The sequence below is a fragment of the Kitasatospora sp. NPDC057500 genome, from assembly GCF_042802195.1.
In the GTDB taxonomy this organism is placed as follows: Bacteria; Actinomycetota; Actinomycetes; order Streptomycetales; family Streptomycetaceae; genus Kitasatospora.
Genome location: NZ_JBHVER010000081.1, coordinates 1 through 20641, shown reverse-complemented (window position 1 = coordinate 20641; position 20641 = coordinate 1). Strand labels below are relative to the sequence as shown.

Sequence of the window (20641 nt, the reverse complement as noted above, 5' to 3'; positions counted from 1 at the left end):
ACACAAGGTGCGACAACCCGCTTCCGGTTTGCCGGTGGCGCTTCCAGTCCAACGTCCGCTGCCTCCCCGGATGATTCCCATTTGTCCGGCGTTCACCCGTGGTGACCGGAAAGTTACCCGGCTACCCGCCGGAGAGCACCCGCAGCAGGTCCTCCGCCGTGCGGCAGCGGTCCAGCAGTTCCTTGACGTGGTTGCGGGTGCCGCGCAGCGGCTCCAGGGTGGGCACCCGCTGCAACGAGTCCCGGCCCGGCAGGTCGAAGATCACCGAGTCCCAGGAGGCCGCCGCGACGTGCTCGGCGTACTGCTCCAGGCAGCGCCCGCGGAAGTACGCCCGGGTGTCCTCCGGGGGCTTGGTGACGGCCCTGGCGACCTCCTCCTCGGTCACCAGCCGGTCGAAGCGCCCACGGGCCACCAGGCGGTTGTAGAGGCCCTTCTCGGGCCGTACGTCGCTGTACTGGAGGTCGACCAGCTGGAGCCGCGGGTTGTCCCACTCCAGGGCGTCCCGGCTGCGGTAGCCCTCCAGGATCTCCCGTTTGGCGATCCAGTCCAGCTGGCGGGAGAGCGACATCGGATCGCGCTCCAGGCGGCCCAGCACGTCCTCCCAGCGGGCCAGCACGTCGACGGTCTGCTCGTCGGCGTCGGTGCCGAAGCGGTCCTCGACGTACTTGCGGGCCAGCTCGCAGTACTCCAGCTGGAGCTGGACGGCGGTGAGCCGGCGCCCGCTGCGCAGCGTGACCAGGTGCTTGAGGGTGGGGTCGTGGGAGATCCGGTGCAGGGTGCGCACCGGCTGGTCGACGGCCAGGTCGGAGGTGATGAAGGCGTCCTCGATCATGGCGAGGACCAGTGAGGTGGTGCCGAGCTTGAGGTAGGTGGAGATCTCGGAGAGGTTGGCGTCCCCGATGATCACGTGCAGCCGGCGGTACTTCTCGGCGTCGGCGTGCGGTTCGTCCCGGGTGTTGATGATCGGCCGTTTGAGGGTGGTCTCCAGGCCGACCTCGACCTCGAAGAAGTCGGCGCGCTGGCTGATCTGGAAGCCGTTGGCGGAGCCGTCCTGGCCGATGCCGACCCGGCCGGCGCCGGTGACCACCTGGCGCGAGACGAAGAACGGGGTGAGGTGGCGGACGATGTCGGCGAACGGGGTGGCCCGCTTCATCAGGTAGTTCTCGTGGGTGCCGTAGGAGGCGCCCTTGTTGTCGGTGTTGTTCTTGTACAGGTGGATGTTCTGCCCGTTGGGCAGCTCCAGCGCGCGCTGTGCGGCGGCCGCCATGATCCGTTCGCCGGCCTTGTCCCAGAGCACGGCGTCGCGCGGGTTGGTCACCTCGGGCGAGCTGTACTCGGGGTGCGCGTGGTCCACGTAGAACCGCGCGCCGTTGGTGAGGATGACGTTGGCGAGGCCGATGTCCTCGTCGGTCAGCTGGCTGGCGTCGGCGACGTCCCGTGCGAGGTCGAAGCCCCTGGCGTCGCGCAGCGGATTCTCCTCCTCGAAGTCCCAGCGGGCCCGCCGTGCCCGGTGCATCGCCGCCGCGTACGCGTTGACGATCTGGGACGAGGTGAGCATGGCGTTGGCGTTGGGGTGCCCGGGCACGGAGATCCCGTACTCGGTCTCGATGCCCATCACGCGCCGTACGGTCATGCGGCCCTCCTTGCCCGGTGGGCCGCCCCCGGCGGGCGGTCCACGCTGACGTACCGCTGAACAACACCGACGCCGGCCGTCTGCCCGCGAACGGTGGGTCGAGCCTAGAACGCCGTACCGACCGGCGGGCCCCGAGACGCGCCGTCCGGCTGCGGGGCCGCGAGGCGCCACAGCCGGACGGGGTGCGTGCGTTCCGGGAGGCCCGGAGCGGGTCGGTTACAGGTACTGCCCGGTGTTGGCGACAGTGTCGATGGAGCGGCCGGACTCGGCGCCCTGCTTCCCCGTGACCAGGGTGCGGATGAAGACGATCCGCTCGCCCTTCTTGCCGGAGATCCGGGCCCAGTCGTCCGGGTTGGTGGTGTTCGGCAGGTCCTCGTTCTCCTTGAACTCGTCCACGCAGGCGTTGAGCAGGTGGGAGACCCGCAGGCCGCGCTGGCCGTGGTCGAGGTAGTCCTTGATGGCCATCTTCTTGGCCCGGTCGACGATGTTCTGGATCATCGCGCCCGAGTTGAAGTCCTTGAAGTACAGGACCTCCTTGTCACCGTTGGCGTAGGTGACCTCCAGGAAGCGGTTCTCCTCGGTCTCGGAGTACATCCGCTCCACCACCGACTGGATCATCGCGGCCACGGTGGCCTCGACGGAGCCGTCGTGCTCCTTGACGTCGTCCGGGTGGAAGGGCAGCGAGTCCTTGAGGTACTTGGAGAAGATGTCCTTGGCCGCCTCGGCGTCCGGGCGCTCGATCTTGATCTTGACGTCCAGGCGGCCGGGCCGCAGGATCGCCGGGTCGATCATGTCCTCGCGGTTGGAGGCGCCGATGACGATGACGTTCTCCAGGCCCTCCACGCCGTCGATCTCGGCGAGCAGCTGGGGGACGATGGTGTTCTCGACGTCCGAGCTGACGCCGGAGCCGCGGGTGCGGAAGAGCGACTCCATCTCGTCGAAGAAGACGATCACGGGGGTGCCCTCGCCGGCCTTCTCCCGGGCCCGCTGGAAGACCAGGCGGATCTGCCGCTCGGTCTCGCCGACGTACTTGTTGAGCAGCTCGGGGCCCTTGATGTTGAGGAAGTAGCTCTTCCCCTGGGGCCGGCCGGTGACCTCGGCGACCTTCTTGGCCAGCGAGTTCGCCACCGCCTTGGCGATCAGCGTCTTGCCGCAGCCGGGCGGGCCGTAGAGCAGCACGCCCTTGGGCGGGCGCAGCTCGTACTCCTTGAAGAGCTCGGCGTGCAGGTAGGGCAGCTCGACCGCGTCGCGGATCAGCTCGATCTGGTTGGCCAGGCCGCCGATCTGGCGGTAGTCGATGTCCGGGACCTCCTCGAGGACCAGCTCCTCGACCTCGGCCTTCGGCACGACCTCGTACACGTAGCCGGAACGCGGTTCCAGCAGCAGGGCGTCCCCCGCCCGGAGGGTGATCTCGCGCAGCGGTTCGGCGAGGCGGACCACCCGCTCCTCGTCGGTGTGGCCGATGACCAGGGCCCGCTCGCCGTCCTCCAGGACCTCCTTGAGGGTGACGAGGTCGCCGATGCGCTCGAAGGCCATCGCGTCCACGATGTTGAGGGCCTCGTTGAGCATCACCTCCTGGCCGCGCCGCAGCTCGTCGAGGTCGACGTTGGGGCTGACGTTCACGCGGAGCTTGCGCCCCCCGGTGAAGATGTCGGCGGTGCCGTCCTCGTTGGGGCTGAGGAAGACGCCGAATCCGGCCGGGGGCTGTGCCAGCCGGTCCACTTCCTCCTTGAGGGCCACGATCTGGTCGCGGGCCTCGCGCAGGGTGGAGGCGAGCCGTTCGTTCTGGGCGGTCACGCCGGCCAGGTTGGTCTGGAGCTCGACGATCCGCTCTTCGAGGATTCTCGAATTGCGCGGCGAGTCGGCGAGCTTGCGGCGCAGCACGGCGATTTCCTGCTCAAGGTACGAGACCTGAGCGGCCTCGTCGGAACCACGAGCGGGCCTGCCGGTGCTGCGGTTGTAGTCGTCATCGTGGGCTGCCACGGTCCTCACCTCCTCCGGGGAGCTGGACGCTTCCAGACCCTACCTGGGACCAGGGGTCCGTAAACCCCTAGATCAAGAAAGATGGAACGGGCGTGTCCGATCTTCGCCCTCGCGTGCTTCCCCTCTGCTAGGGGGATACCCACCGCGCACGGGCCAAAGCGGACCAGATGTATCGTCGATCGAGTCGATATCCGATCGCGACCGACGCACGGGGTCCGATCGTTGTACGAATGGCGGGAATGCCCCAGGACGGGGCGTCCCGGGACAGAAACGGCGGACAATCATCATGTCGGTGAGCGAGTCGACGGCGGCCGCGGAGCCGCTGGAGGTGTGGATCGACCAGGATCTGTGCACCGGCGACGGCATCTGCGCCCAGTACGCGCCGGAGGTCTTCGAGCTGGACATCGACGGCCTCGCCTATGTGAAGGGCGAGGACGACGAGTTGCGCCAGCAGCCCGGTGAGACGGTGCCGGTTCCGCTGACGCTGCTTCAGGACGTCGTGGACTCGGTGAAGGACTGCCCCGGCGACTGCATCCACGTGCGCCGGGCCGCGGACGGCGTCGAGGTGTACGGGCCTGACGCCGAGTAGCACGCGCCCGCCCGGGCCCGCCCCGGGCGGGCGGGCGCGCAGGGCGGGCGGAACTACGTGAGGGCGATCGGGGCGGCGGTCTGGGAGCGGTCCCAGCCGCCGCCCTTGCGCGTCCAGGTGAGGTCGAGCGAGATGTCGGGCGCGAACCGCGGCACCTCGTCGTCGGAGTAGCCCTGCGCGTGGGCGGTGATGGTGCCGTCGGAGCGCAGCGCGAGGCGGCTGACGGTGAGGTTCTCGCGCTCGGAGACCAGGGTGGCCAGGACGGCCGGGCGCCCGTCGGTGCCGGGGCCGAGCAGGTAGACGGCGTCGGGCGGGGTGCCGTTCTCGGCGGCGCAGTGCGCGGCGGCGACGGTGCCGGGGCGGCCGTCGCCGAGGTCGGCGGCGAAGCTGACGGTCACGGCTACCGGGAACGGCCCGCAGTCGAGCGGGAGTTCGGCCTTCGCCGGGTCGGGGGCGGCGGCCGCGGGGAGGGCCTTGGGGGTGGGCCGTACGGGCCCGGGGGTGCCGCTCGCGGGAGCCGCGGCGAGCGCGGCGGCCACGAGGGCGGCGCAGCCGGCCACCGTCACGGCCCAGTGCCAGGGGGCGGTGCGCCCCGTACCGCCCTGCCGTCCAGCCGTCGTGCCGACCGCGCTCTCCACCAGGCGTCCCCTCCAGTGGTCCGTGTGAGCGAGCATCGTCCCACACCGGGGGGCCGGCGCGGTGGCGCGGGTGCGGGTGCGCGGGAGGGGTGGTACGGCGGCGCCGTACCACCCCTCCGGGCGGTGTCTCAGCCGAGGTCGGTCTGCTCGGCGGCCTCCGCGCGGGCGGCGGCCCGGGCGGCCGCGCGCTCCTGGAGCGTCGGCTCGGGCGCCCCGTTGTCGTAGTCCTCGCCGTAGGCGCCCTTGGCCGGGCGGCGGCGGCGCAGCGGCGGCTCGACGCCGTCGGCGAGCCGGCGGGCGGTGAGCAGGAAGCCGGTGTGGCCGATCATCCGGTGGTCCGGGCGGACGGCCAGGCCCTCCAGGTGCCAGGTGCGGACCATGGTCTCCCAGGCCTGCGGCTCGGTGAAGGTGCCGTGCTCGCGCAGCGCCTCGACGGTCCTGGACATCTGCGTGGTGGTGGCCACGTAGCAGCAGATGAGGCCGCCGGGGACGAGTGCCTCGGAGGCGACGTCCAGGCACTCCCAGGGGGCGAGCATGTCCAGGATGACGCGGTCGACGTCGGTCTCGACCAGGTTGTCCTGGAGGTCGCCGACGGTGAGCTTCCACGCCGGGTGCGGCCCGCCGAAGTAGCGCTCGACGTTGCCCTTGGCGATGTCGGCGAAGTCCTGGCGGCGCTCGTAGGAGGCGAGCATGCCGGTGTCGCCGACGGCGCGCAGCAGGTAGGTGGAGAGCGCGCCGGAGCCGACGCCGGCCTCGACCACGCGGGCGCCGGCGAAGATGTCGGCCATGGCCAGGATCTGCCCCGCGTCCTTGGGGTAGATCACGGCCGCGCCGCGCGGCATGGACAGGACGTAGTCGGGGAGCAGGGGGCGCAGCGCGAGGTACGGGACGTTCCCCGTGGTGCGCACGACCGTGCCCTCGGGGGCGCCGATCAGCTCGTCGTGGGGGAACGCACCCTTGTGGGTGTGGAACTGGTTCCCGGCCTGGAGCGTGAACGTGTAGTGGCGGCCCTTGGGGTCGGTCAGCTGGACCTGGTCCCCGACCTGGAAGGGCCCGCGTCGGCGGGTGGCACCGGTCGGTTCGGACATGCGGACAATCCTAAGGGAAGCGGACCGTCCGGCTTACCAGGTGATCCTTTCAGCGTCCGGTGACGGCGGCGGTCAGCCGCTGTTCGATGTCGGTGAGCGCGGCGACGCCGTACATCCGGCCGTCCTCCTCGACGACCAGGTACTCGCCGGCGGGGGCGGCCCGCACGGCGCGCAGCAGGTCCTCGCCGGCCAGGTCGGCGGAGAGCCGCAGTCCGGGTTCGAGGTCGCGGGCGAGCGGGCCGACGGCGACCCAGGGGCGGCGGTGCTCGGGGACGGCGCGGACGGCGGCCTCGCGGACGATGGCGATCGGCTCGCCGCGTCCGTCGACGACCACGACGGCGCCGGCCTGGGCCTCGCGGGCGCGGCGCATGGCCTCGCCGAGCGGGGTGTCGGCGGTGACCTCGACGGCCCGGCGGGCGAGGTCGCGCAGCCGCAGGCCGGGCAGGACCTCCTTGAGCCGGGCGTTGCGCAGCGCGCCGGTGGCGCCGTTCCAGATGATGGCGGCGAGCACGGCGGCCAGGACGGCGTCGACCAGGGTGTCGGTGCGGCTGCGTTCGAGCGCGCGGGCGGAGCTGATCAGCGGCAGGCCGACGAGGACGGCGACGGCGAGCGCGCGTCCGGCCCAGGCGGCGGCGACGGTGCCGGCCATCGGGCGGCCGGTGACGGCCCAGACGACGGCGCGCAGCATCCGCCCGCCGTCCAGCGGCAGGCCGGGCAGCAGGTTGAAGGCGGCGACGACGAGGTTGGAGACCATCAGGCCGGTGAGCAGCACGCCGGGGACGGTGGAGATCTCGACGGCCTGGAGGGCGAGGTAGAAGACGCCGCCGAGGACGAGGGAGAGCAGCGGGCCGACGAAGGCGAGCCAGAACTCGCGCCAGGGGCGTTCGGCCTCGTTCTCGATCTCCGAGACGCCGCCGAAGAACTGGAGCTGGATGCGGCGCACGCCGAGCTTGTAGCGCAGGGCGACCAGGGTGTGGGCGAGTTCGTGGACCAGCACCGAGCCGTAGAAGGCGACGGCGAAGGAGAACGCGACCAGGTAGCGGGCGCCGCCGAGGTCGGGCAGCACCCGGTCGAGCTGGCCGCCGAAGACCCAGGTGATGAGGGCGGCGATGATGAACCAGGACGGGGTGACGTAGACCGGCACGCCGAAGGGGCGGCCCATCAGGATGCCGCCGCGGGGTTCCGGCTCGCGGGGCGGTGTGGGCCCGGGCCGGCTGTCGCCGTCGTGCGGTGGCTGGTCGGAGGTCTGCCGCCCCCTGGAGTCGCTCACCGTGTTCCCTTCGTCCGTCGGCGCCGGTGCGCCCACGCTACGTGATCGGGGTGGCCGTGCTGCGCTCGCCCCTCGCGTTCCCACTGCCTTCATACCCAGTGGCGGCCGCTTTGCGGCAGCACCGTGGCAGCGGGATGACAGCGCAGGGCAATAGGGTCTGGGGTATGCAGCAGACCGAGACCAGCGGCCCCGCCGCGGCCGTGCCCCGTCCGGCGGCGGCCCCGACCGGGCTGTCCCCGTCGCGCGCCGGCGATTTCCTCACCTGCCCGTTGCTGTACCGGCTGCGGGTGATCGACCGGCTGCCGGAGCCGCCGAGCTCGGCGGCGACCCGGGGCACCCTGGTGCACGCGGTGCTGGAGCGGCTGTTCGACTCGCCGGCGGCCGACCGGACGCCGGAGCGGGCGCTGGGGCTGCTGCGCCCGCAGTGGGAGCGGCTGCTGGGCGAGCGTCCGGAGCTGGCCGGGCTGTTCCCCGGGGACCCGGACGGCGCGGCGCTGACCCGCTGGCTGGCGGACGCGGAGAAGCTGGTCGCGCAGTGGTTCCGGTTGGAGGACCCGACCCGGCTGCACCCGGTGGAGCGCGAGCTGTACGTGGAGACGGCGCTGGAGTCGGGGCTGCTGCTGCGCGGCTACATCGACCGGGTGGACGTCGCGCCGACCGGTGAGGTCCGGCTGGTGGACTACAAGACCGGCCGGGCGCCCTCGCGGGATTTCGAGGGCAAGGCGATGTTCCAGATGAAGTTCTACGCGCTGGTGGTCTGGCGCTGGAAGGGCGTGATCCCCAAGCGGCTGCAGCTGGTCTACCTGGGCGGCGGCGGGGACGTGGTGAGCTACGACCCGGACGAGGCGGACCTGCTCGCGGTGGAGCGCAAGCTGCTGGCGCTGTGGGAGCGGATCGGACGGGCGGTCGCGACCGGCGACTTCCCGGCGACCCGCAACCGGCTCTGCGACTGGTGCGACCACCAGGCCAGCTGTCCGGAGTTCGGCGGCACGCCCCCGCCGTACCCGCTGCCGCTGGCGCGTACGTCCGACGAGGGCGATCCCACGGGGGATCCCATGAGCGAGGAGTCCTAGGTGACGATCCGAGTGCTGCTGGTCGACGACCAGCCGCTGCTGCGCACCGGTTTCCGGATGATCCTGGAGGCCGAGTCCGACCTGGTGGTGGTCGGTGAGGCCGGCGACGGCCAGCAGGCGCTGGACCAGGTGCGGGCGCTGCAGCCCGACGTGGTGCTGATGGACATCCGGATGCCGCGGATGGACGGTGTGGAGGCGACCCGTCGGATCGCCGGTCCGGGGCGGGACGGTCCGGCGAAGGTGCTGGTGCTGACCACGTTCGACCTGGACGAGTACGTGGTGGAGGCGCTGCGCGCGGGGGCGAGCGGCTTCCTGCTGAAGGACGTGCCGGCCGAGGAGCTGGTGCAGGCGATCCGGGTGGTGGCGGACGGTGCGGCGATGCTGGCGCCGTCGATCACCCGTCGGCTGCTGGACATGTACGCCACCAAGCTGCCGTCGGGCGAGGAGGCTCCGCCGCAGGCGCTGAACGCGCTGACCGAGCGGGAGCTGGAGGTGCTGAAGCTGGTGGCGCGCGGGCTGTCGAACGCGGAGATCGCGGCGGAGCTGTTCGTCAGCGAGACGACGGTGAAGACGCACGTCGGCCATGTGCTGACCAAGCTGCAGCTGCGCGACCGGGTGCAGGCGGCGGTGTACGCCTACGAGAGCGGGCTGGTGCGCCCGGGCGCGCTGTAGGCGGCCCCGCGACGGACGGCGGCCCGTCCGCTCCCCCGGCCTCGGCCGGGCGGGGCGGGCGGGCCGCGGTGCGTCACTTGCCGGAGCGGCCGATCTCCCAGAAGCGGAAGAAGCCGGTGGTGTCGACGGTGGACTCCACGCCGGTGATGTTGGAGCGGGAGGTGAAGAACGCCTTGTTCTGGAACAGCGGGACGAGCGGGGCGTTGTTGGCGACGATGCTCTGGATCTGGGTGTAGGAGTTGGTCGCGGCGGCCCGGTCGGTCTGCTTGAGGGTCTCGGGCACCAGCTTCTGGCTGATCTGGGGGTCGTCCCAGCCGTGGTGGTAGGCGCCGCCGTCGACGATCAGCGGGGCGACGTAGTTGTCCGGGTCCGGGTAGTCCGCGAACCAGCCGATCGTGTACAGCTGGTACTTGGCCTCGTTCCAGCCCTTCTTGTAGGTCTCCCAGTCCGGCTCCTGCTGGACGGTGATCTGGAACAGCCCGCCGGCCTCCAGCTGCTTCTTCAGCGCCTCGGACTCGGCGGCCTCGGCGCGCGAGCGCGACCAGGTGAGGGTGAGCTTGACCGGGGTCGGCACCTTGGCGGCGGTGAGGATCGCCTTGGCCTTGGCGACGTCCTGGTCGCCGTAGCGGTCGAAGAAGGCGTTGGTGTGGCCGGTGACGCCGGCCGGGACCATCGAGTACAGCGGCTGGACGGTGCGTGCGAAGACGTCGCGGGCCAGGGCCTTGCGGTCGATCAGCTGGGCGGCGGCCTGGCGGACGGCGACGTTGCCGGCGGTGGCGTCCTTGGTGTTGAAGACCAGGTAGCGGGTGTCGTTGCTGTCGCCCTCGACGACGCGCAGGTCGGTCTTGCCGCCCTGCTGGTCGGAGAGGATCTGGGCGGCGGTGTTCGGCTCCAGGCTGTTGTCGGCGAGGTCGACCTCGCCGCTGTCGAGCGCGGACTTGAGGTCGGCCGGCTTGTCGAAGTAGCGCAGCGTGAACTTCTTGTTCCGCAGCTTGGCGTCGCCGGTGTACTTGTCGTTGGGCAGCAGCACGACCTTCGCCGGGCCGCCCTTGGCCATCGCCTCGACCGAGTCGATCCGGTACGGGCCGGAGCCGACCTGCTTGTCGTTGGGCACCGCCTTGTCGACCGGGTAGACCTCCTGGTCGACGATGGCGCCGGCCGGGCCGGCCAGCTTGGCCGGGAGGGTGGCGTCGGGCTGGTTGAGGTGGAAGACCACCTCCAGGTCGTTGGTCGCCTCGACGGACTTGATCGACGAGAGCAGGCCGGCCGGGCCGCCCGGGTCGTTGATCTTCAGGGTGCGCTGGACCGAGTGGACGACGTCGGCGGCGGTGAGCGCGTGGCCGTTGGAGAACTTCAGCCCGCTCTTGAGGGTGCAGCGGTACTGGGTGGCGTCGCCGGCGGTGAACTCGCAGGTCTGGGCGGCGTCCGGGGTGGGCGAGCTGGAGGCGGCCGGGTAGCTGAGCAGCGACTGGAAGGTGTTGCGCATCAGCAGCCAGGAGCCGGCGTCGTAGGCGACGGCCGGGTCCAGGGCGGTGGTCAGCGCGGTGGTGCCCATGGTGATGGCCTTGTCGCCGTCCCCCTTGACGGCTTCGGTGACCGAGCCGCAGCCGGCCACCGAGGCGGCGACGATTCCGGCACAGCCGAGCACGGCCAGTCGTTCAGCTGAAGTCTTCACGGGTCGCGTCCTTCTGGGGGTGCGGTCCGGCTGCGACCGCGGGCACGACGGGGGTGCCCGTCAGCGGCGGTGCCTGGGCTCGGGGGGTGGAACGAACCCGAGTAGCGTGCCATATCGAACACACACCCCCGCCACCCGCACAGGTGACGGTTGGGACACGGTGACGGGCCCTGGTCAGGCCTGTCCGAAGAGTTGTCAGGCAATGCCCGTTTTCTCCCGGGACGCCCCCCGGGACCGGCCCGTCGGGCCCGCTTACCGGTCGGTACCGCCGCTCCGCAATGAGACGACAATCACACTCGCGAGGCCACCAGGGAGCGCAGCAGGTCCAGATCGACGTGCTCCAGCGAGGGGAGCACCAGCCGCCCCGGCGCGGGCTCGATCGGCGCCACCGAGGGCACCGCGATCACCGGGCAGCCGGCCGCCTCGGCGGCCCGCACCCCGGTCGGCGCGTCCTCCACCACCACGCAGCGCGCCGGGTCGGCGCCCAGCCGGCGGGCCGCCTCCAGGTACGGGTCCGGGTGCGGCTTGGTGCGCGGCACCTCGTCCCCCGCGACCGAGAACGCGAAGTGCTCGGCGCCCAGCGAGCGGAGCACGATGTCGATGATGTGCCGGTGCGAGGCGGACACCAGCGCGGCCGGCACGCCGTGCGCGGCCAGCGTGTTGAGCAGCCGCTCGGCGCCCGGCATCAGCGGCACCCCGCCGCCCAGCAGGTCGACGAAGCGCTGGTTGATCAGCACGGTCAGGTCGGCCGGCGACAGGTCCACGCCGGTGCTGCTCAGCAGGTGGTCGATCACCCGGGTCATCGGGCCGCCGACCACGTGGGCGCGGTCCTCGGCGCTCAGCCGGTGGCCCAGGTCGGCGAAGAGGGTGACCTCGGCCTGCCACCAGAAGTCCTCGGTGTCGACCAGCGTCCCGTCCATGTCCAGCAGCACCGCCTGGAGGCCCCGGTCGTCGTCGCCGCCGAGGGTCTGCGTGGCGGTGGAGATGGTGGTCATGGCGGGATCCTTCCGTCCGTGCCCGGATCGGCCCCGGGGATGGCACGGGCCGGCCCGCTTTTGAGCGGACCGGCCCGTTCAGGATCATCAAGGATACGCCCGGGTCGCCCGGATCGGGCGAACGTTGCGCAACCCGGGCGTTACCGGGCGTTGAAGTACTTCGCCTCCGGGTGGTGGATCACGATCGCGTCGGTGGACTGCTCGGGGTGCAGCTGGAACTCCTCGGAGAGCACCACGCCGATCCGCTCGGGCTTCAGCAGCTCGGCGATCTTGGCGCGGTCCTCCAGCTCCGGGCAGGCCCCGTAGCCGAGCGAGAACCGGGCGCCGCGGTACTTGAGCGCGAACATGTCCTTGACGTCCTGCGGGTCCTCGTCGCCGAAGCCCAGCTCGTAGCGGACCCGGGCGTGCCAGAACTCGGCCAGCGCCTCGGCCAGCTGCACGGACAGGCCGTGCAGCTCCAGGTAGTCGCGGTAGGAGTTGTTGGCGAACAGCTCGTTGGCCGCCTCGGAGATCCGGTTGCCCATGGTGACCACCTGGAGGCCCACCACGTCGCGCACCCCGGACTCCTCCGGGCGGAAGAAGTCCGCCAGGCACAGCCGCCGCCCGCGCCGCTGGCGCGGGAAGGTGAAGCGGGTCCGCTCGGTGCCGTCCTCGTGGAAGACGATCAGGTCGTCGCCCTTGGAGTTGGCCGGGAAGTAGCCGTAGACCACGGCCGCCTCCAGCCAGCCCTCGGTCTGCAGCCGGTCCAGCCACATCCGCAGCCGCGGCCGGCCCTCGGTCTCCACCAGCTCCTCGTAGGACGGGCCCTCGCCGGTGCGGGCGGCCTTCAGGCCCCACTGCCCCTTGAACAGCGCGTCCTCGTCCAGCCAGGAGGCGTAGTCGGCGAACGGCACGCCCTTGACGATCCGCTCCCCCCAGAACGGCGGGGACGGCACCCGGTTGTCCACCGCCACGTCGGAGCGGATCTGGCCGAGGTTGACCTCCTCCGGCTCCTCGACCTCCACCCGGGCGTGCCGGCGCTGCTTGAGCTCCGGCAGCACCGCACCCGGCACGCCGCGCTTGACCGCGATCAGCGCGTCCATCAGCCGCAGGCCCTCGAAGGCGTCCCGGGCGTAGCGGACCTCGCCCTCGTAGATCTCGTGCAGGTCCTGCTCGACGTAGGCGCGGGTCAGCGCGGCGCCGCCGAGGATCACCGGGAACTGGGCCGCCAGCTTGCGCTGGTTCAGCTCCTCCAGGTTCTCCTTCATGATCACGGTGGACTTGACCAGCAGGCCGGACATCCCGATGACGTCCGCCCGGTGCTCCTGGGCGGCGTCCAGGATCGCCGAGACCGGCTGCTTGATGCCCAGGTTGACGACGTTGTAGCCGTTGTTGGACAGGATGATGTCGACCAGGTTCTTGCCGATGTCGTGGACGTCGCCCTTCACGGTGGCCAGCACGATGGTGCCCTTGCCCTCCGCGTCGGACTTCTCCATGTGCGGCTCCAGGTGCGCCACCGCGGTCTTCATCACCTCGGCGGACTGGAGCACGAACGGCAGCTGCATCTGGCCGGAGCCGAACAGCTCGCCGACCACCTTCATGCCGGACAGCAGGGTGTCGTTGATGATCTCCAGCGCCGGACGGGCCGTCAGCGCCTGGTCCAGGTCGGCCTCCAGGCCGTTGCGCTCACCGTCGATGATCCGGCGCTGGAGGCGCTCCTCCAGCGGCAGCGCCGCCAGCTCCTCCGCCTTGGAGGCCCTGACCGAGGCCGAGGAGACGCCCTCGAACAGCTCCAGCAGGCGCTGCAGCGGGTCGTAGCCCTCCCGGCGGCGGTCGTAGACCAGGTCGAGGGCGGCCTCGCGCTGCTCCTCCGGGATCCGCGAGATCGGCAGGATCTTGGAGGCGTGCACGATCGCCGAGTCCAGACCGGCCTCCACGCACTCGTGCAGGAAGACCGAGTTGAGGACGACCCGGGCCGCCGGGTTGAGGCCGAAGGAGATGTTGGACAGGCCCAGCGTGGTCTGCACCGCCGGGCGGCGGCGCTTCAGCTCGCGGATCGCCTCGATGGTCTCGATGCCGTCCCGGCGGGACTCCTCCTGGCCGGTGGCCAGGGTGAAGGTCAGGCAGTCGACGAGGATCGAGCCCTCGTCGATGCCGTAGTCCGCGGTGAGCTCGGCGATCAGCCGCTCGGCGATCTCCACCTTCTTGTCGGCGGTGCGGGCCTGGCCCTCCTCGTCGATGGTGAGCGCGATCAGGCCGGCGCCGTGCTCGCGGGCCAGCGAGGCGATCCGGCCGAAGCGCGACTCCGGGGCGTTGCCGTCCTCGTAGTTGACCGAGTTGAGCACCGCCCGGCCGCCGAGCGCCTCCAGGCCCGCCCGCAGCACCTCCGGCTCGGTGGAGTCCAGCACGATCGGCAGGGTCGAGGCGGTCGCCAGCCGGCCGGCGATCTCCTTCATGTCGGCGACGCCGTCGCGGCCGACGTAGTCCACGCACAGGTCCAGCAGGTGGGAGCCGTCGCGGATCTGGTCGCGGGCGATCTCCACGCAGGCCTGCCAGTCGCCGGCCAGCATCGACTCGCGGAACTTCTTGGAGCCGTTGGCGTTGGTGCGCTCGCCGATCGCCAGGTACGAGGTGTCCTGGCGGAACGGCACCGTCTGGTACAGCGAGGCCGCGGCCGGCTCGGGGCGCGGGTCGCGCGGCGCCACCGGGCGGCCCTGCACCCGCTCGACCACCTGGCGCAGGTGCTCGGGCGTGGTGCCGCAGCAGCCGCCGACCAGCGACAGCCCGTACTCGCGGGTGAAGACGTCGTGCGCGTCGGCCAGCTCGGCCGGGCTCAGCGGGTAGTGCGCGCCGTCCTTGCCCAGCACCGGCAGACCGGCGTTCGGCATGCAGGACAGGCCGATCCGGGCGTTCTTCGCCAGGTAGCGCAGGTGCTCGCTCATCTCGGCCGGGCCGGTGGCGCAGTTCAGGCCGATGTAGTCGACGCCCAGCGGCTCCAGGGCGGTCAGCGCGGCGCCGATCTCCGAGCCGAGCAGCATGGTGCCGGTGGTCTCCACGGTCACCTGGACCAGCACCGGCAGGTCCACGCCCGCCTCGGCCAGCGCCTGCTTGGAGCCCAGGATCGCGGCCTTGGTCTGCAGCAGGTCCTGGCTGGTCTCCACCAGCAGGGCGTCCGCGCCGCCCGCGATCAGGCCGGCCGCGTTCTGCCGGAAGCCCTCGCGCAGCGTCTCGTACGGGGCGTGGCCGAGGGTCGGCAGCTTGGTGCCGGGGCCGATCGAGCCGAGCACCCAGCGCTGGCGGCCGTCCTCGGCGGCGTGCGCGTCGGCGGCCTCGCGGGCCAGCCGGGCGCCGGCCTCGGAGAGCTCGAAGACCCGCTCGGAGATCTCGTACTCGCCGAGCGCGGAGTGGTTGGCGCCGAAGGTGTTGGTCTCCACGCAGTCCACGCCGACCGCGAAGTAGGCGTCGTGCACGGAGCGGACGATGTCGGGCCGGGTCAGGTTGAGGACCTCGTTGCAGCCCTCCAGGTTCTGGAAGTCCTCCAGCGTGGGGTCCTGTGCCTGGAGCATGGTTCCCATCGCTCCGTCGGCCACCACCACTCGGGTGGCGAGCGCCTCGCGCAGCGCGTTCGCGCGGCTCTGCTGGGTGACGGACGGGGTGGCTGCAATGGCCATGGGGCTTCTCCCTGGGTGCGACGGCTGTCGGCTTTGCGAACCCGCTGAATCGGGGACGCACGTGGCCAGGGTATCGGGCCCCCGGCCCGAGGTGACCACCTGTTCCGTATCCTGATCGTTCGGCCATCAGGGGGGAGCCAGTGGCATGACCGCATTGCGGACACGCATTCGAGACACGGCGCGCGGGGCGCGGCGGTGGGCGGGGGCCCGGGCGGGGGCGCTGCGGGCGCGCTGGCGCGGCTGGTCCCGGTGGCGGAAGGCCCTGGTGGTGCTGGGTGCGGCCGTCGCCGTGGTGACCGTCCCGGTCGGCTCGGCGGCGCTGGCGCTGCGGCTGCAGTACGTCGGCGACCCCTCCCCCGAGGCCCGCACCCGGGGCCGCGACGCGGTCTGGCTGGGCCACGCCTGGGTCGACGGCCGGAAGGGTGACGCCGACATCGCCGAGCTCGCCCGGCGGCTGGCCGGCACCGGCATCCGCGACCTGTACGTGCACACCGGCCCGCTGGAGCACGACGGCTCGCTGCCGCCCTCCGTGCACCCCCGCGCCCGCTGGTTCACCGAGGCCGCGCACCGGGCGCTGCCCGGCGTCCGGGTGCAGAGCTGGCTGGGCGACGAGGTGAAGCCGGAGAAGGACGCCCTCGACCTGGAGGACGCCGCCACCCGCGAGCGGGTCACCGCCTCCGCCGGCCAGGTGCTGGACCTCGGCTTCGACGGCGTGCACTTCGACATGGAGCCGATCCGGCCCGGCTCGAAGGGCTGGCTGGCGCTGCTCGACGCGGTCCGCCCGGTCACCGCCGGGCGCGGCGCCGTGCTCTCGGCGGCCGTCCCGCAGATCGACCCGCTGCCGTACCAGCACAACGTGGGCATCGCGCTCACCGGCCACGGCAAGTGGTGGGACCAGGCGTACTTCGCGGCCACCGCCCGCCGGGTCGACCAGGTCGCGGTGATGACCTACGACTCCAGCATGCCGACCGAGGGGTTCTACGGCGCCTACAACGCCTACCAGACCGAACTCGCGCTGGAGGCCACCCCGGAGGACGTCGACCTGCTGATGGGCCTGCCGTTCTACTGGGAGGACGAGTGGGGCCACTGGGGCAGCGCCGAGACGGTGACCGCCGGCATCCGGGGCATCCGGCTGGGCCTGGGGCGCCACGACCTGCACCGGCGGAACTTCGGCGTCGGGCTGTACGTGGACTTCGCCGCCACCGAGCAGAACTGGGCCGACTACCGGCGCGACTGGGTGCGGTAGCCCGCTACCCGGCCATCCGGTGGGCGAGCGCGGCCAGGAAGCGGTGGACGGTGGCGCCCTCGCCGGTGACGTAGTGCGAGAAGCCCCGGTACAGCGGGTGGTAGACCTCGCCGCGCTCGGTGACGGTGAGGGTGCAGCCGTCGCCCGACGCGGTCAGCACGAACGTCCAGGTGCCGCCGTACGGCAGGTCGGGGTCGGCGGTGCAGGTCACCAGGCGGTGCGGGGCCTCGCTCTGCACCACCTCGTGGACGGTGTGCCCGTGCCGGCCGTCCTCGCGCCAGCGCGGGCGTCCGGCGGCGGTGGCGGGCAGCCGTTCGACGTGCGCCACGTCGGGGCGCCAGGCCGGGAAGAGGTCGATGTCGGCCAGCACCTCCCAGACCGCGCCGGGCGGCTGCGACAGTTCCAGACCGCCCCCGCTGACGTGCTCCACCGGCAGCCGCCGCCCCGCGGCCCAGAGCGCCCCCACCGCCCCGGCCGCCACTGCCCCGGCCACCGTCAGCAGCGCCGCCGACGCGGCACCCGTGCACCGCCACCCGCTCATCCGCCGTCTCCTCGCAGCCACGCCGTCCGGTCCCGGTCGCTCCGCCCGTCCCTCCCATCATCGCGCCGCCGCCGGGCCGGGGCGCGGCCGGACGGCGGCGTCCCCGGATAACCGCTGGATCGCGGCCGCCCCCTCCCCCAGACTGTCCCGGTGGCCCGCCGGAACGGGGCTTCAAAGCCCGTAGGCTGGGCAGGTAGGGAACCATGGAGCGAGGCGTTCCATGGGTGACGAGAGGTTCTACCGTCGGCATCCGGCCCGCCGGCGCCCGGGCAGTCCCGGCCGGGCGGGGCGGAGGCGGCCGACCGGAGGGAGACGCTGGGTGATCGAGCTGGAAGATGTTCCCGAGTTGATCGACCCGGTGATGGTCTGCGCCTTCGAGGGGTGGAACGACGCCGGCGACGCCGCCTCCGCGGCTCTGGCGCATCTGGACGAGACCTGGGGCGGCAAGGTGTTCGCCGCGCTCGACGCGGAGGACTACTACGACTTCCAGGTCAACCGGCCGACCGTGTGGCTGGACGGCGGGGTGCGCCGGATCACCTGGCCCACCACCCGGCTCTCGGTGATCCGGGTGACCGAGCCGAAGACCCGGGACGTGGTGCTGGTGCGCGGCATCGAGCCGAGCATGCGCTGGCGCTCGTTCTGCAACGAGCTGCTGGGCTTCGCGCACGAGCTGGGCGTCGAGCTGGTGGTGATCCTCGGCGCGCTGCTGGGCGACACCCCGCACAGCCGTCCGGTACCGGTCAGCGGCGTCACCTCGGACCCCGAGCTGGCCCGCCGGCTGGACCTGGAGGAGAGCCGCTACGAGGGCCCGACCGGGATCGTCGGGGTGCTCCAGGAGGCCTGCACGCACGCCGGGGTGCCGGCCGTGACGCTCTGGGCGGCGGTACCGCACTACGTCGCGCAGCCGCCGAACCCCAAGGCCACCCTGGCGCTGATCAACAAGCTGGAGGACCTGCTGGACCTGCGCATCCCGCCGGGCGACCTCGGCGAGGACGCCCGGGCCTGGCAGCTGGGCGTGGACCAGCTGGCCGCCGAGGACAGCGAGGTCGCCGAGTACGTCCAGCAGCTGGAGGAGGCACAGGACACCGCGGAGCTGCCGGAGGCCTCGGGCGACGCGATCGCCCGCGAGTTCGAGCGCTACCTGCGGCGCCGGGAAAACGTAGGGCCGACCGGGGAGAAGCCGGTCGCCGGGCACGCCACCGCGGAGCGGCCCGCCGATCCGGAGCCGCCGTCCGCCCGGGAGAGCCAGGACGGCGCCGAGGAGGAGTGACCCCGGGGTGCCCGCCGGACGCGGCGGCGTGCGCCGGGCGGCCCAAGGACGCGCCGGTGCGACGGGCGGGACGGCGGCGGCGTGTTTAGCGTGACGGCATGCCCAACCGGTCCAGCAAGCTCTACCAGGCCCGCTACGCCCTGTCCCACCCCGGCCGGATCCTCCCGCACACCCGGCGGCTGGCCCGCGACACCTGGCTGCGCCTGGTCTCCCCCGACCACGTCGGCTACTACCGGGCGGTGATGCGCTCGGACACCGCGCGCAGCGCCGACCGGGCGGTCGGCAGCCAGGACCGCGAGCACTGGCTCGCCCTCGGAAAGCTGCAGTTCGACTATCTGATCGGCCACGGCCTGCGGCCCGCGGACCGGATGCTGGAGATCGGCTGCGGCAATCTCCGGGCCGGCTGGCGGTTCATCGACCACCTCGCCCCCGGCCACTACCACGGTGTCGACATCTCGCCGGACATCCTGCTCGCGGCCCGGCGCACCGTCGTCGAGTTCGGGCTCCAGGCGAAGCTCCCCAACCTGGGCCTGGTCCAGGGCCTCGACCTCGCCTGCCTGCCGGACGCGCACTTCACCGTCGTCCACGCGCACAGCGTGTTCTCCCACTCGCCGCGCGGGGTCGTCGAGCAGTGCCTGGCGAACGTGGGCCGGATCCTCCACCCCTCGGGGTTCTTCGACTTCACCTTCGACCGGACCGAGGACGTCGAGCACCAGGTGCTGCGGGAGGACTTCTACTACCGGGCCGAGTCGCTGATCGAGCTGGCCGCCCGGTACGGGCTGCGCGGCGAGCTGATGGCCGACTGGGAGGCGCTGCCGCACAAGCAGTCGAAGATCAGGGTGGTCCACGCGGCCTGACGCCACGACGCAGGGGCCGCCGGTCGGGCGGCCCCTGCGTGTCCGGGCGACGTCGGCGTTGCTTCAGGACGTCACAGCGCGACGCCGAGCAGTGCGTCCACGGTGCGGGTGACCAGGCCCGGGGCGCCGGCGTCGGTACCGCCCTCGGCCTGCTGCGAGGCGGCCCAGCGGTCCACCGCGGCCAGCGCGGCGGGCGCGTCCAGGTCGGCGGCGAGCGCGGCGCGGACCTCGGCGAGCAGCTGCTCGGCGGCCGGCCCGTCCGGGCGGGAGACCGCGGCGCGCCAGCGGGCGAGCCGCTCGACGGCCTCGTCCAGGGTGGCCTTGGTCCACTCCCAGTCCTCGCGGTAGTGGTGCGAGAGCAGGGCGAGGCGGATCGCCGCCGGGTCGACGCCCTCGCGGCGCAGCGCCGAGACGAAGACCAGGTTGCCGCGGGACTTGGACATCTTGTGGCCGTCCAGGCCGACCATGCCGGCGTGCACGTACGCCCGGGCGTACGGGTGGTCGCCGGTGGCGACCTGGGCGTGCGAGGCGCCCATCTCGTGGTGCGGGAAGGAGAGGTCGCTGCCGCCGCCCTGGATGTCGAAGGACATGCCGAGGAACTGGAGCGCGATGGCGACGCACTCGATGTGCCAGCCGGGGCGGCCGTGGCCGAGCTCGGTGTCCCAGGCGGGCTCGCCGGGGCGGGCGGCCAGCCAGAGCAGGGCGTCCAGCGGGTGGCGCTTGCCGGGGCGGTCCGGGTCGCCGCCGCGCTCGGCGAAGACCGGGCGCATGGCGTCCCGGTCGAGGCCGGAGACCTCGCCGAAGCGCGGGTCGGACTCGACCGAGAAGTAGATGTCGCCGTCCAGCTCGTAGGCGGCGCCGCTCGCCAGCAGCTTCTGGACCAGCGGGACGATCCACGGGATGGACTCGACGGCGCCGATGTAGTGGGCCGGCGGGAGCAGCCGCAGGGCGGTCATGTCCTCGCGGAAGAGCGCGGTCTCGCGCTCGGCGAGGGCGACCCAGTCCTGGCCGGTCTCGACCGCGCGCTGGAGCAGCGGGTCGTCGACGTCGGTGACGTTCTGCACGTAGAGGACGTCGTGGCCGGCGTCCTTCCACACCCGCTGCACCAGGTCGAAGGCGTTGTAGGTGGCGGCGTGGCCCATGTGGGTCGCGTCGTAGGGGGTGATGCCGCAGACGTAGATCCGGGCGGTGCCGTCCTGCGGCACGACCTCCCGGACGCCGCCCGTCGCGGTGTCGTGGATTCGAAGGGGGAGCCCCTGACCAGGCAGGGCGGGAACCTCGGAGGCGGGCCAGGCATGCATGGCATTGACTTTAACCGTGAGAACATTTGAAAGCCTAACCAGTCGGCAAGATCGACTGGATTCGCTTCCTTTCGTGGCCCTAGCGGTTCCGGACCGATAGTGCCCGGCGCTTGACAGCGCGGGCAGCCGTCGCCGCTCCGCCCCGCGCACGGCCTCGCGG

16 protein-coding genes are annotated in these 20641 nt (G+C 72.2%); 6 read left to right on the top strand and 10 right to left on the bottom strand.

The genetic code is table 11. The annotated features are described in order from the left end of the window. Positions 1 to 121: 121 nt before the first annotated feature. Positions 122 to 1633 (bottom strand): depupylase/deamidase Dop, encoded by a 1512-nt coding sequence (dop, locus tag ACFU74_RS18915; RefSeq protein ID WP_380758029.1) that lies wholly within the window; start codon positions 1631 to 1633, stop codon positions 122 to 124. 216 nt (positions 1634 to 1849) lie between these two features. Then, on the bottom strand, positions 1850 to 3616 hold the full coding sequence (gene arc, locus ACFU74_RS18910) for a proteasome ATPase (RefSeq protein WP_380758027.1): 1767 nt from the start codon (positions 3614 to 3616) through the stop codon (positions 1850 to 1852). A gap of 286 nt (positions 3617 to 3902) precedes the next feature. On the opposite strand from arc, the gene ACFU74_RS18905 reads away from it, so the two are divergent. Then, positions 3903 to 4205 (top strand): ferredoxin, encoded by a 303-nt coding sequence (locus tag ACFU74_RS18905; protein WP_344321798.1) that lies wholly within the window; start codon positions 3903 to 3905, stop codon positions 4203 to 4205. Positions 4206 to 4258: 53 nt separating this feature from the next. Here ACFU74_RS18905 and ACFU74_RS18900 read toward each other — a convergent pair whose 3' ends face one another. The 3 genes from ACFU74_RS18900 to ACFU74_RS18890 form a co-directional block, all read right to left on the bottom strand. Continuing rightward, complete coding sequence (locus ACFU74_RS18900) at positions 4259 to 4879, bottom strand: hypothetical protein (protein ID WP_380758025.1); 621 nt, start codon at positions 4877 to 4879, stop codon at positions 4259 to 4261. Between the two features lie 92 nt (positions 4880 to 4971). Continuing rightward, positions 4972 to 5931 (bottom strand): tRNA (adenine-N1)-methyltransferase, encoded by a 960-nt coding sequence (locus tag ACFU74_RS18895; protein ID WP_380758023.1) that lies wholly within the window; start codon positions 5929 to 5931, stop codon positions 4972 to 4974. A 49-nt stretch (positions 5932 to 5980) separates the two neighbouring features. Next, the gene (locus tag ACFU74_RS18890; RefSeq protein ID WP_380758021.1) at positions 5981 to 7201 is read right to left on the bottom strand and encodes a site-2 protease family protein; all 1221 of its coding nucleotides are present in this window, start codon (positions 7199 to 7201) and stop codon (positions 5981 to 5983) included. Between the two features lie 164 nt (positions 7202 to 7365). On the opposite strand from ACFU74_RS18890, the gene ACFU74_RS18885 reads away from it, so the two are divergent. After that, the gene (locus ACFU74_RS18885) at positions 7366 to 8274 is read left to right on the top strand and encodes a RecB family exonuclease (protein ID WP_380758019.1); all 909 of its coding nucleotides are present in this window, start codon (positions 7366 to 7368) and stop codon (positions 8272 to 8274) included. Next, complete coding sequence (locus tag ACFU74_RS18880) at positions 8275 to 8946, top strand: response regulator transcription factor (protein WP_030299918.1); 672 nt, start codon at positions 8275 to 8277, stop codon at positions 8944 to 8946. A 73-nt stretch (positions 8947 to 9019) separates the two neighbouring features. On the opposite strand, the gene ACFU74_RS18875 is transcribed toward ACFU74_RS18880, so the two are convergent. The 3 genes from ACFU74_RS18875 to metH form a co-directional block, all read right to left on the bottom strand. Next, positions 9020 to 10621, bottom strand: coding sequence for an ABC transporter substrate-binding protein (locus ACFU74_RS18875; protein ID WP_380758016.1), 1602 nt, complete (start codon positions 10619 to 10621; stop codon positions 9020 to 9022). Between the two features lie 290 nt (positions 10622 to 10911). Continuing rightward, positions 10912 to 11616, bottom strand: a complete 705-nt coding sequence (locus ACFU74_RS18870) for an HAD family hydrolase (protein ID WP_380758014.1) — start codon at positions 11614 to 11616, stop codon at positions 10912 to 10914. 140 nt (positions 11617 to 11756) lie between these two features. Next, entirely contained in the window at positions 11757 to 15266 is a 3510-nt protein-coding gene (metH, locus tag ACFU74_RS18865; protein ID WP_380758012.1) for a methionine synthase, read from the bottom strand. 145 nt (positions 15267 to 15411) lie between these two features. Here metH and ACFU74_RS18860 point away from each other — a divergent pair, with 145 nt between their 5' ends. Continuing rightward, a complete protein-coding gene (locus tag ACFU74_RS18860; RefSeq protein WP_380758010.1) occupies positions 15412 to 16512 on the top strand; it encodes a glycoside hydrolase family 18 protein in 1101 nt (366 codons plus the stop codon). A 4-nt stretch (positions 16513 to 16516) separates the two neighbouring features. Here the strand turns inward: ACFU74_RS18860 and ACFU74_RS18855 are convergent, their stop codons facing one another. Continuing rightward, a complete protein-coding gene (locus tag ACFU74_RS18855) occupies positions 16517 to 17053 on the bottom strand; it encodes an SRPBCC domain-containing protein (protein ID WP_380758007.1) in 537 nt (178 codons plus the stop codon). 319 nt (positions 17054 to 17372) lie between these two features. Here ACFU74_RS18855 and ACFU74_RS18850 point away from each other — a divergent pair, with 319 nt between their 5' ends. Both ACFU74_RS18850 and ACFU74_RS18845 read left to right on the top strand, forming a co-directional pair. Then, positions 17373 to 18323: a PAC2 family protein gene (locus tag ACFU74_RS18850; RefSeq protein ID WP_380758005.1), complete on the top strand. Its 951-nt coding sequence runs from the start codon at positions 17373 to 17375 to the stop codon at positions 18321 to 18323. Between the two features lie 98 nt (positions 18324 to 18421). Next, positions 18422 to 19180 (top strand): class I SAM-dependent methyltransferase, encoded by a 759-nt coding sequence (locus ACFU74_RS18845; RefSeq protein ID WP_380758002.1) that lies wholly within the window; start codon positions 18422 to 18424, stop codon positions 19178 to 19180. Between the two features lie 71 nt (positions 19181 to 19251). Here the strand turns inward: ACFU74_RS18845 and mshC are convergent, their stop codons facing one another. Then, a complete protein-coding gene (mshC, locus tag ACFU74_RS18840) occupies positions 19252 to 20481 on the bottom strand; it encodes a cysteine--1-D-myo-inosityl 2-amino-2-deoxy-alpha-D-glucopyranoside ligase (RefSeq protein ID WP_380757999.1) in 1230 nt (409 codons plus the stop codon). Positions 20482 to 20641: the final 160 nt, after the last annotated feature.

Coding starts and splice junctions, on each gene's coding strand:
- mshC (WP_380757999.1), bottom strand. CDS start 20,481: ATGCATGCCTGGCCCGCCTCCGAGGTTCCCGCCCTGCCTGGTCAGGGG.
- dop (WP_380758029.1), bottom strand. CDS start 1,633: ATGACCGTACGGCGCGTGATGGGCATCGAGACCGAGTACGGGATCTCC.
- ACFU74_RS18860 (WP_380758010.1), top strand. CDS start 15,412: ATGACCGCATTGCGGACACGCATTCGAGACACGGCGCGCGGGGCGCGG.
- metH (WP_380758012.1), bottom strand. CDS start 15,266: ATGGCCATTGCAGCCACCCCGTCCGTCACCCAGCAGAGCCGCGCGAAC.
- ACFU74_RS18900 (WP_380758025.1), bottom strand. CDS start 4,879: ATGCTCGCTCACACGGACCACTGGAGGGGACGCCTGGTGGAGAGCGCG.
- ACFU74_RS18895 (WP_380758023.1), bottom strand. CDS start 5,931: ATGTCCGAACCGACCGGTGCCACCCGCCGACGCGGGCCCTTCCAGGTC.
- ACFU74_RS18845 (WP_380758002.1), top strand. CDS start 18,422: ATGCCCAACCGGTCCAGCAAGCTCTACCAGGCCCGCTACGCCCTGTCC.
- ACFU74_RS18855 (WP_380758007.1), bottom strand. CDS start 17,053: ATGAGCGGGTGGCGGTGCACGGGTGCCGCGTCGGCGGCGCTGCTGACG.
- ACFU74_RS18885 (WP_380758019.1), top strand. CDS start 7,366: ATGCAGCAGACCGAGACCAGCGGCCCCGCCGCGGCCGTGCCCCGTCCG.
- ACFU74_RS18870 (WP_380758014.1), bottom strand. CDS start 11,616: ATGACCACCATCTCCACCGCCACGCAGACCCTCGGCGGCGACGACGAC.
- ACFU74_RS18905 (WP_344321798.1), top strand. CDS start 3,903: ATGTCGGTGAGCGAGTCGACGGCGGCCGCGGAGCCGCTGGAGGTGTGG.